We start from the raw sequence: 10,987 nt of genomic DNA, 5'->3' as shown, positions 1-10,987 counted from the left end.
TTTTTTTTAAAGGGGTAGTCTTACTTTATGAATGCAGCAGTTTGGCATTGTTTCATCCCTGATTTATATTTAGCGTAGCCCATTGAGCTACGCTTTTTTTTGCCCTACGCTTTAGCAAAATAGTCATCTAAGAAGGCTGTAAACTCAACACTATCAGCGGCCCTTACTTGCTCTTCTTTACGCAAAGAGTCTGCTGCCTGGCAATGCAGCATCTCTTCACTGTATACTTTATAAGAACCTTGCGCCGCAGCTTGTTTATATGCTTGTGCCATTTCTAACGCAATTGCGCCTCCATCTTGCTGTGTTTCTAACATTTGTGACATCAAACGGCCAGAAAATGTCTGAGAACTATCAGCAACCCATGTACGAATATTTTCAATCGTCTGACTGTAGTGCTCAACACCATAAGCACAGTCCATATACGTAGCAACGGCAGTCAAATCATCAAAAATTTGGGTGGCCCATTGCACTATATTCACTTCACCAGTGTCATGCTTCAACTTAAGCTCTGGATCTCTCCCTTGATTTACAACCCGCTTCAAGTTGATTTGCGTTGAACGCTGTTGCTCAAAGTCTAATTCTGGTGATGATTTCAACAAGCAATATGTCAAAAATACATCTAAAAAGCGAATTTGCTCTAAACTGATCCCAGTATCTGAAAAAGGGTTCACATCCAGCGCCCTGATCTCAATATACTCAATCCCCCCTTTCTCCAATGCTTGAGAAGGTGTTTCACCACTTTGACTAGTGCGTTTTGGCCTAATTGGCGAATAAAACTCATTTTCGATTTGTAGAATATTTTTATTTAACTGCTGGGGGTTCTCGTCTCGATAGTCGGCTAAGTCGCCATATAAATCAGAGTGGCAATGAATTGCATCTCTTAAACCAGCAATATACTCATCCAAGTTATTATACGTCACTTTTAACGACGACTGAGCGCTATTGGTATAACCCAGATCACCCAGTCGTAAAGCTGTGCCATGCTTTAAATATAAAGTGCCCTTACCAATACGTTCAAATGGCAACTCGTTTTCTTTACCTTGCAAAAAAGAGCTGCATAATGAAGGTGAAGCACCAAATAAATAACTGATTAACCACATTTCTCGTTTAAAATTTCGGATCAAACCAAGGTATTGCTCAGAAATAAAATCTTGCTCTGTTTGCTTATCAGCCGTTAACTCTTTTAAACTTTTCCACAGAGTACCTGGAAATGAAATATTAAAGTGCACACCTGCAATGGCTTGCATCATGCTGCCGTATCGGTTCTTTAGACCTTCACGGTAAAGCGTTTTCATTCGGCCAACATTAGAACTGCCAAACTGAGCCAATGCAATATCATCTTGGTTTGAAATAAAGCATGGCATGCTCATAGGCCACAGTAGCTCATCGCCCATTTGTTCTAACGTGAACTTTTGTAAGTCGCGAAGTTGAGCCAATGTCTCTTCTGCGTTTTCACTTACTGGGGTAATAAACTCAAGCAGTGATTCAGAAAAGTCTGTTGTAATACTATTGTGTGTCAACGGGTGACCCGCACCTGATGGGTGAGGCGTCTGGGCAATTTGACCACCTTTTTTTATACGCAGCGCTTCTCGCTCAATGCCACGCATAATTCCCTTAATTGCTTGTTGATGCTTAGGCTGAGATAAAGCATCTAATCGTGTTTTTAGTTCTGTAGTTGTCAAAAAAGTATCCTCAAGCCATTCAGGGCAATGTCATCTCAATGGGGTCATTTGTGCAATTACTCAAGCAGTAATTATTATTTTCCCACAATAGTTATTATTTTCCATATAATGATGCGCATCAGAGGTATTCTCTAAATCGAATGATTTATCCTGATGCACATAAATTTTTCCGGTCTTATATACGCTATACAGCCATTTTAGATCTTCGTTTACTGCATTAACCACAACACCACCGGCTTTATGCCCTAACTCAGATGCCCTTGAACATATCATATCTCTCGATAATGTCGGCACAGTCACTACCCTATTATTAACGGTGATCTGGTTCAGTAGCCTCAACCCAAACTCTCCCCCCACTAAATCTAGCAAAGAGGCATCATGTTGCTGCTTATAAAAATCATCATAACCCAACACTTTAACATTCAACTTTTCCAATAGCGTGTGAGTAGGCCGAGCCGTTAATGCAATAACATCGAACCCAAGTGTTTGCGCGATTTGTAAGGCTAAATGACCCACACCACCCGTCGGGGCAGTAATAAATATCGGTTTGTGTTTCGCTTCATCAAATAAACGCAGCGCTTGCAACGCAGTAAGTCCCGCTAAACACAGACCGGAAATTGTTGGAGTTTCTTGCGCGTCAACAACAATTAATTCTCTCGGACAGACATCCAAATAAGTGGAATAACAACCTGGTGAATGTGCAAAGCCCACCATGCCAATAACATGCTGACCCACCGTTAAGTCAGATACTGATCCACCCACTTGTTCTATTACCCCAAAAGCATCGTAGCCTAAGGGCATAAATTTATCTTCAGCTTTTTCTTTTGCCACAAAACCCAAACCTTGACGTGTTTTTATGTCGATCGGGTTTACACTGCTGCTGATCAGCTTAATTCGAACCTTATTTACGTCAAGCTGTGATAGAGTTCGTTCTACTTTAGTCAGTGCATCGGCGTTTCCAAATTGGATAACTCCATAGGTTTGAGCTAAATGACTCATGATGTTCCCTTACTTTTGCCTACTATTTTAACTGACTATAATCTAACATAATTTAAGAATATCCCCTATGGAGAAAGCCATGCGTCGTGGGCAAACAATAACAAATGAAGAAGTGACTTTTGACGATTCTCAGCAACTTGTATCAACGACAGATTTACGAGGCGTCACCACCTATGCTAATGACGCATTTTGCAGCATCTCTGGCTTTTCCCAAGATGAATTGGTCGGGAAGAATCATAATATTGTGCGCCACCCAGATATGCCTAAAGCCGCTTTTAAAGAACTCTGGGATAAACTCAAAGATGGTCACTCTTGGCGTGGCATTGTCAAAAACAGATGTAAGGACGGTCGATATTACTGGGTAGATGCATTCGTCACCCCGATATTTGAAAAGGGCAAACTTGTTGGTTATCAGTCGGTCCGTGTTCGCCCCCCTGCACAATTAAAACAACGAGCCCAGCAGCTCTATAACGCCATTAATACAGGAAAAAAAATAGGGCACTGGAGAGAGAACACCAAAACTCGGCAAACACTCAGCATGATACTCACAGTCATCAGCTTAACTATAATTGCAATACAAGCTGGCTGGCTGACAACACTCATCATAATAGGGTTACTGTTAACGCTACTTTTTATGAATTATGATGAACTCATCGACACACCTGCGCAACTGGCTAAACAACGAGCTGAGTTTGATTCTGTTTCACGATACATCTATGACGGACATACGCCATTTAGTATCGCCAAATATAACCAAGGCATGTTGCAAGCAAAACTACGCACCGTGCTTGGCCGGATGAAAGACTCAACAATTACCTTTAAAAGTATCGCCACCAGCTTAGATGAAAAGTCTAATAACACCGAACGAGGTATACAAGCTCAAAGCCAGCGCTTAAGTTCTATGGCAACGGCAATGTCGCAAATGAGCGCCACCATAGGAGAAATATCAAATAGCACCAGTGAAACCGCTACCAAAGTAGATACAACCCAAGCCCATTGTAACGATATAAAAGCCACAATGTCTGAAAATGCCAGCATGGTTAGTACACTGGCAAATCAAGTTGACGAAGCCGCACAAACTGCCACAACACTCGCCAACGAAGCAGATAAAATTGGCCAAGTCATGACTGAAATTGAAGGGATCGCAGAGCAAACTAATCTACTTGCACTGAATGCCGCTATTGAAGCAGCCAGAGCTGGAGAGCATGGCAGAGGGTTTGCCGTCGTTGCTGACGAAGTCCGTGCGCTGTCTTCTCGTACACAAAACGCCACCAGCCACATTTATAGTTCAATCAAAGAAATCCAGGATACCCTTCACAACTGGTCTAAGGTAATGCAGTCAACCAAAGACCGAGCAGATAACTGCGCACACGCAAGCCAAGAGAGTCAAAAAGCGCTGGAAACGATTTACCATCAAATTACTGAAATTGCGAACTCGGCGTTAGAAATTTCTGCTGCTGCAGAACAACAGCAATCGGTTAGCCACGATATAAACACCAATATTAATACCATTAGTCATCATGGCGAAGAAAATCTACAATTAAGTTATCGTGTAGCAGAAGACGCCACAAAGCTGGTAAATAGTGCCGATAAAGTGAATGGGATGCTGCTTACCTTCAAAGTGTAATTATTTGGCAGTGGCATCAAGTAAAGACAACGTAGGCGAAACTACTGATGCCGTTACTTGATGTCGTAATTAGCCGGTATTACATCTTATAAATACACCGGTTGATGTAGAGCATGTACTACTTTAAAAAAACAATACCCTCGTCTTTAATATCAACCACAATACTATCGCCGGTTACAAATTCTCCCGACAATAATCGCTGGGCTAATGGATTCTCAATATATTGCTGAATCGCCCTTTTCAAAGGGCGCGCACCAAATACAGGGTCAAAACCACTTTGTGCTATTTTCTCCAATGCATCACTTGTTAAACCAAACTGAAAGCCTTTTTCATGAAGCCGGGCTGTTAATTTATCTAACTGAATAGACGCAATTTCTTTTATATGTTCAGTCACCAGCGGGTGGAATACCACTGTTTCATCGATGCGATTAATAAACTCCGGTCTAAACTGGGTCGCCAATACCCCCATCACACGTTCTTTTAATCCTGCATAATCATTGGTACTTGCTTGCTCTTGGACAATATCAGACCCCAGATTTGAGGTCATAATGATCACTGTATTTTTAAAGTCTACAGTACGCCCTTGTCCATCTGTAAGCCGGCCATCATCTAATACTTGCAGTAATATATTAAACACATCAGGGTGGGCTTTTTCGACTTCATCAAGCAGTACCACTGAATAAGGCCTGCGTCTGACAGCCTCAGTTAAATATCCCCCCTCTTCATAGCCCACATACCCAGGAGGAGCCCCCACTAAACGCGCCACTGAATGCTTTTCCATAAACTCCGACATATCAATACGCACCATGGCATCTTCAGTATCAAACATAAAATGCGCTAAGGCTTTTGTCAGCTCAGTTTTACCGACTCCCGTAGGACCTAAAAACAAAAACGAACCTATGGGTCGATTCGGATCAGCAAGCCCAGCTCTTGAGCGGCGTATCGCATTTGAGACAGCATGAACGGCTTCATCTTGGCCAATCACTTTATTATGCAATTCATCTTCCATAGCAAGGAGCTTTTCACGTTCCCCTTGTAGCATTTTTGCTACTGGGATCCCGGTCCAACGAGACAGAATTTCTGCAATTTCATCTTCTCCCACTTGGTTTTTCAGTAGGTTCATCTCTTGCATTTCTGCTTGTGACGCCAAATCTAGCTTGCGCTCTAGTTCAGGTATTCTGCCATATTGCAATTCTGACATACGCTGTAAGTCACTGGCACGTCTTGCTACTTCAAGATCAAGGCGACTTTGCTCTAACTCAGCTTTAATCACTTGTGTGCCTTGCAAAGAGGCCTTCTCAGCATTCCATACTTCATCTAACTCACGGTACTCGCCTTCAAGCTCATTGATTAACGCCTGCATTTCTGCACGTCGCTTTTGACTGGCTTCATCTTTTTCTTTGGCAAGCGCGTTATCTTCAAGTTTAAGCTGAATAATTCTGCGCTCTAACTTATCTAACTGCTCAGGCTTTGAGTCGATTTGTAGTCGAATTGAACTCCCCGCCTCATCAATTAAATCAATGGCTTTATCTGGTAATTGCCTGTCGGAGATATATCTATGCGATAAGTTTGCCGCGGCAACAATGGCGGGATCGGTAATATCTACCGAGTGGTGCAATTCATATCGTTCTTTTAAGCCTCGTAAAATTGCAATGGTATCTTCGACACTGGGCTCACTGACAAATACCTTTTGAAAACGTCGTTCTAATGCGGCATCTTTTTCTATGTACTGACGATATTCATCTAATGTTGTCGCGCCAACACAATGTAGTTCACCACGTGCTAATGCAGGTTTGAGCATGTTCCCCGCATCCATCGCGCCATCGGTTTTGCCTGCGCCAACCATGGTATGGATCTCATCAATAAATAAGATCACTTGGCCTTCTTCTTTAGAAAGCTCATTGAGCACCGACTTTAAACGCTCTTCAAACTCGCCTCGGTATTTCGCACCTGCGACCAGTGCGCCTAAATCCAATGATAGTACCCGCTTTCCTTTTAACCCTTCAGGCACTTCTCCATTGATGATACGTTGCGCAAGCCCTTCGACAATGGCTGTTTTACCGACCCCTGGCTCCCCAATCAATACTGGGTTATTCTTCGTTCGACGTTGTAATACTTGGATAGTCCGACGAATTTCGTCATCTCGACCAATAACAGGGTCTAACTTGCCTTGCTCTGCTCGCTCAGTTAAATCTACTGTGTATTTCTCAAGTGCTTGGCGAGTTTCTTCTGCATTTGGGTTATCAACTTTTTGACCACCACGAATCGCTTTGATTGCGGCTTCAATTTTTGGCTGGGTTATATGAAGCGTTTTAAATATTTGCCCTAAATCGCCTTTGTCTTCACACGCAGAAAACACAAACAGCTCACTGGAGATATACTTATCTTTACGTTTTTGCGCATACTTATCACATAAATTAATCAACCCAATCAAATTATGAGACAGTTGCACGTCGCCACCAATTCCTTCGACTTTGAATACCTTCTCGATCGCTTGCGAGAGTTTAGTATTAAGCTCATCTGCACTGATCCCAGCCTGTGCCAAAAGTGCACGCACACTCGAACCTGTTTGCTGCAATAGTGCATACATTAAATGTACTGGTTCAATAAATTGATGATCTCGGCCCAATGCCAAAGACTGCGCATCTGAAAGCGCGGCTTGAAATTTACTGGTGAATCGGTCCAAACGCATAAGGTATATACCTATTTATTACTATAACTTGTTATTAAATGGGTATGATTTGTGAAATGTTCAAGTCAAAAAGCTGAAAACTCTTCGGATTAATTACGCCAGATCACACTGGCCATACGACCAGTTTGACCATCTCGTCGATAAGAGAAAAAACGGTGAGGGTCAGTGACTGTACATAATTTATCAGTAAACACCTTTGTCACACCCAACTCGGCTAACTGACGAGTCGCAATAGCGAATATATCGGCCAAATATTTACCCGTATTTTGTTCAACAAAGTCGCTACAATGTGCGCTATCTAAATCACAAAATTGCGTAACAACTTCAGGGCCAACCTCAAACGCATTAGGGCCAATAGCTGGGCCTAACCAAGCAAAAATATCATCTGGATCACCATTAAACTTCGCCAATGTATTCGCTAAAATCCCCGTAGCCAAAGGTCGCCACCCACCATGCACTGCTGCAACTTCCACACCGCATTTGCTTGCTAATAATATAGGTAAGCAATCCGCGGTCATAATGGCAAGCGGCTGCAAACGAACGTTAGTATACAAAGCATCGGCTTGCGGCCATGGCGTAACTGGCTTTTTTTCATTTACGACACATACACAGTTACCGTGTATTTGTTCAAGCCAAATGGCTTTAGCAGGTAGATAAGCGCTAAGCTTGTGATGATTTTTCACAACAATGTCGTGAGCGTCACCCACATGATACCCTAGGTTAAAACTTAGGAATGGCCCAGTCGATGCACCACCACATCGTGTGGTTGATAATGCACCAACTTTATCTTGAATAGGCCAATGAGGAAGGATCACAGCAAAAACTACAACGCCAAATCGGGATTTTCTTTTGTATCAGCGCGTAATGCTTCGGTGACTATTTGCATGTCATCAGGAATAGGCGCTTCCCATGTCATAATTTCACCTGTAATTGGGTGAGCAATACTCAGTTTAATTGCATGTAATGCTTGGCGTTTAAAGTCTCGCAACTGTGCAAACAATTCAGGCGTTGCATTACGTGGTGGGCGAGGTCGGCCACCGTAAAGTTGATCACCGATTAATGGATGATTTAAGTGCGCCATGTGCACACGAATTTGGTGGGTACGACCCGTTTCTAGTCGCAAACGTAAACGTGTATGTGCCCTAAACTTCTCGGCAACACGATAATGCGTAATTGCTGGCTTACCCATTTCATGAATAGCCATATGCGTTCGTTTGGTTGCATGACGACCAATTGGCTTTTCAACCATGCCACCCGCTGTCATTGTACCATTACACAAGGCTTCATATTCACGGGTAAAGTTTTCGCGCGCCTGCAAATTCTTAACTAAGTGAGTTTGTGCTTGGATCGTCTTGGCGACAACCATCAACCCCGTAGTATCTTTATCTAAACGATGAACGATACCTGCACGTGGCACATTGATAATATCCGGGTGGTGATGCAACAACGCATTTAATACTGTGCCATCAGGGTTACCGGCACCGGGATGCACCACTAAGCCCATCGATTTATTGATCACTAAAATGTCATCATCTTCATAAACAATATTTAATGGAATATCTTGGGCTTCATATTCACGCGGTGCTTCGATCAGTGTTTCAATCGCAACCACTTCACCACCGAGTAGTTTTTCCCTCGGCGTATTAAGAATTTCACCATCAACGGTGATTTTATCATCTAAAATCCACGTTTTTATTCGTGAACGTGAAAAATCGGGGAACAATTGCGCCAAAATCTGGTCTAGACGTTTACCACCTAGCTCAGTAGGAACTTCAGCTTGAAGAGAAATTTGCTCTGACATCTGTAACTTTACCTAAATTACCAGTGCAAGCTTTGCTCGACTGGGTTAGAATCGCATAATTGCATAGTTTACTCGGTTTTGCTCACTTGGCCTAGCCGAAGACACCAAAGGTAGTAAAATAAAATGATAATGAACTTAGGGAAGCGCGCCTTTGCTATCGTAGTAAGCGCCTCATTTTTAGGATTAGCAGCGTGTTCATCTGCACCAGAACAAGAAAATATCGAACGCGTACCAAACAAATCAGCACAAGCGCTTTATGACGATGCTAAGCAAACTTTAGATTCAGGCCTTTACGCCAGAGCCATCGAACTTTTAAGTGCTATTAACTCTCGCTACCCATTTGGCCCATATTCACGCCAAGTACAAATGGATTTAGTTTTTGCACATTATCAAACCGGTAATACTGAACAAGCCTTAGCAACCATTGACCGCTTTATTCGCCTTAACCCAAACCATAAAAACCTCGATTATATGTATTACATGAGAGGCCTGGTAAATATCAAAGCCGATAAAAATGCATTCCAAGAATACTTTGGTGTTGACCGTGCTGATCGTGACGCCAGCCGCACAAGAGTTGCTTTTCAAGATTTATCAACGTTAGTGAAAAGTTACCCCTCTAGCCCCTATATTCCTGAAGCTAAAAAGCGTTTAGGGTGGTTATTAAACCGCATGGCACGTTATGAAATTAAAGTGGCGCAATACTACTTCGAACGTGAAGCATTTTTGGCTGCTGCAAACCGTGGGAAATACGTGGTAGAGCATTACTCGCAAAGCAGTTACCTAAATGATGCATTACTTATAATGGAGCAAAGCTACAAAAAGCTAGGCCTAAATGATTTAAGCGAAAACGCAAAACAAACCCGCGCTTTGAATAAACGCTAAATCTAAACACTCGATATAAAAATGCCGCGTTATACCGCGGCTTTTTTGTAAGCTATTAAAAGTACTTAAATAACTTCAGGTTTGGATAAGGGTTTTGGAATAGAAAGTGTTTTGAAAACAAACTTAACTACAATCCAATGATGATATTTTGCTCAATATCAAGGCGCTTTCATTTGTAATAGCCGGCTATTACAAATGAAAGCAACGCCGAGAGTGAGAAAAATAGCTTTATTGGGCAAATTCGTTTATCCAGAGCTGAGGTTAAATAGCTTCTTCATCTTCTTCACCCGTACGAATACGTACTACGCGTTCAACATCCGTTACAAATATCTTACCATCACCAATTTTGCCTGTTTGCGCAGTTTTTAATATGACATCAATAGCTCTATCAACATCTTCATCTGCTAAAACGATGTCTAATTTAACTTTTGGCAAAAAATCAACCATATACTCAGCACCACGATATAACTCTGTGTGGCCCTTTTGTCGACCAAACCCTTTGACTTCGCAGACTGTCATGCCGGTAATACTGATGTCAGAGAGCGCCTCCCTAACATCATCTAGCTTAAACGGTTTAATAATTGCTTCTATTTTTTTCATGATTCTTTAATTTTCCATTGGCAGTGGGTCGATTTTAGTCAATCCTAAAACTGTTAGCAAACAAAGTGATTGGATCTGAACAAAAAACAACGTCATAATGATAAAACTAAAGTATGAAAATATTAATTCAGTCTGAGGTGTGTAATGACAAGAACACGAGGCTTTACTTTACTTGAACTCATGATCGCAATTGCTATTGTGAGCATACTGGCAAGTATTGCATTTTTTAACAACAGTAATCTCGCGCAAAGTAATAAAGCAGAAGCTTTTTTACTCGACTTAAAACGCACACTCTCTTTCGCTCGAGCAAAAGCAACAACGAGCGATGAAATTGTCATAACATGCCCTGTTGACCCGGATGAACTCGCAGCTAGAGGCACCATGTCATGCACAAGTAACTGGTCGAGCAATAACATCATCGTTTTTGTAGACGATGACAACAACGGGCAACATAACGATGGAGATACCTTGGTACGAGCCATGGACCTAGTATCAACAGGTGACACATTAACATTCAGCGGAACAGCAACTATTCGGTTTGATAGCAGCGGCAGAGTAACATCACAAACAGGCAGCTTTTTATATTGCCCAGCAGGCTCAGAAGAAAATAATCAACAACTAACACTGGCATTATCAGGGAATGCGTTTTACTCAGGAGACAGCGACCAAACGTGTTTATAATATAGAGTTTTTATCTCGTAAGT

General features: G+C 42.1%; 9 protein-coding genes. 3 read left to right on the top strand and 6 right to left on the bottom strand.

Features of this window, described 5'->3' with window-relative positions; all coding sequences use genetic code 11:
- Positions 1-104: 104 nt before the first annotated feature.
- Together gshA and BGP78_RS16440 are read right to left on the bottom strand one after the other, a co-directional pair.
- The gene (gene gshA, locus BGP78_RS16445; RefSeq protein ID WP_119862391.1) at positions 105-1,682 is read right to left on the bottom strand and encodes a glutamate--cysteine ligase; all 1,578 of its coding nucleotides are present in this window, start codon (positions 1,680-1,682) and stop codon (positions 105-107) included.
- Positions 1,683-1,742: 60 nt separating this feature from the next.
- Positions 1,743-2,681, bottom strand: coding sequence for a zinc-binding dehydrogenase (locus BGP78_RS16440; RefSeq protein WP_119862390.1), 939 nt, complete (start codon positions 2,679-2,681; stop codon positions 1,743-1,745).
- 79 nt (positions 2,682-2,760) lie between these two features.
- On the opposite strand from BGP78_RS16440, the gene BGP78_RS16435 reads away from it, so the two are divergent.
- Positions 2,761-4,308 carry a PAS domain-containing methyl-accepting chemotaxis protein gene (locus BGP78_RS16435; protein WP_119862389.1) on the top strand — a complete coding sequence of 516 codons (1,548 nt, stop codon included), beginning with the start codon at positions 2,761-2,763 and terminating at the stop codon, positions 4,306-4,308.
- A gap of 118 nt (positions 4,309-4,426) precedes the next feature.
- Here the strand turns inward: BGP78_RS16435 and clpB are convergent, their stop codons facing one another.
- The 3 genes from clpB to rluD form a co-directional block, all read right to left on the bottom strand.
- Entirely contained in the window at positions 4,427-7,000 is a 2,574-nt protein-coding gene (clpB, locus tag BGP78_RS16430) for an ATP-dependent chaperone ClpB (RefSeq protein ID WP_119862388.1), read from the bottom strand.
- 89 nt (positions 7,001-7,089) lie between these two features.
- A complete protein-coding gene (gene pgeF, locus BGP78_RS16425) occupies positions 7,090-7,815 on the bottom strand; it encodes a peptidoglycan editing factor PgeF (RefSeq protein ID WP_119862387.1) in 726 nt (241 codons plus the stop codon).
- Between the two features lie 8 nt (positions 7,816-7,823).
- The gene (rluD, locus tag BGP78_RS16420; protein ID WP_119862386.1) at positions 7,824-8,801 is read right to left on the bottom strand and encodes a 23S rRNA pseudouridine(1911/1915/1917) synthase RluD; all 978 of its coding nucleotides are present in this window, start codon (positions 8,799-8,801) and stop codon (positions 7,824-7,826) included.
- A 123-nt stretch (positions 8,802-8,924) separates the two neighbouring features.
- On the opposite strand from rluD, the gene BGP78_RS16415 reads away from it, so the two are divergent.
- Positions 8,925-9,683 (top strand): outer membrane protein assembly factor BamD, encoded by a 759-nt coding sequence (locus BGP78_RS16415; RefSeq protein ID WP_119862385.1) that lies wholly within the window; start codon positions 8,925-8,927, stop codon positions 9,681-9,683.
- 261 nt (positions 9,684-9,944) lie between these two features.
- Here the strand turns inward: BGP78_RS16415 and glnB are convergent, their stop codons facing one another.
- Positions 9,945-10,283 carry a nitrogen regulatory protein P-II gene (gene glnB / locus BGP78_RS16410; RefSeq protein WP_010362263.1) on the bottom strand — a complete coding sequence of 113 codons (339 nt, stop codon included), beginning with the start codon at positions 10,281-10,283 and terminating at the stop codon, positions 9,945-9,947.
- 144 nt (positions 10,284-10,427) lie between these two features.
- Here glnB and BGP78_RS16405 point away from each other — a divergent pair, with 144 nt between their 5' ends.
- Positions 10,428-10,964: a GspH/FimT family pseudopilin gene (locus BGP78_RS16405; protein WP_119862384.1), complete on the top strand. Its 537-nt coding sequence runs from the start codon at positions 10,428-10,430 to the stop codon at positions 10,962-10,964.
- Positions 10,965-10,987: the final 23 nt, after the last annotated feature.

Source organism: Pseudoalteromonas sp. MSK9-3, assembly GCF_003590335.1.
Taxonomy (GTDB): Bacteria; Pseudomonadota; Gammaproteobacteria; order Enterobacterales; family Alteromonadaceae; genus Pseudoalteromonas.
Note: the sequence above shows the minus strand (reverse complement) of the source record. Positions and strands in the feature narration are given on the sequence as shown.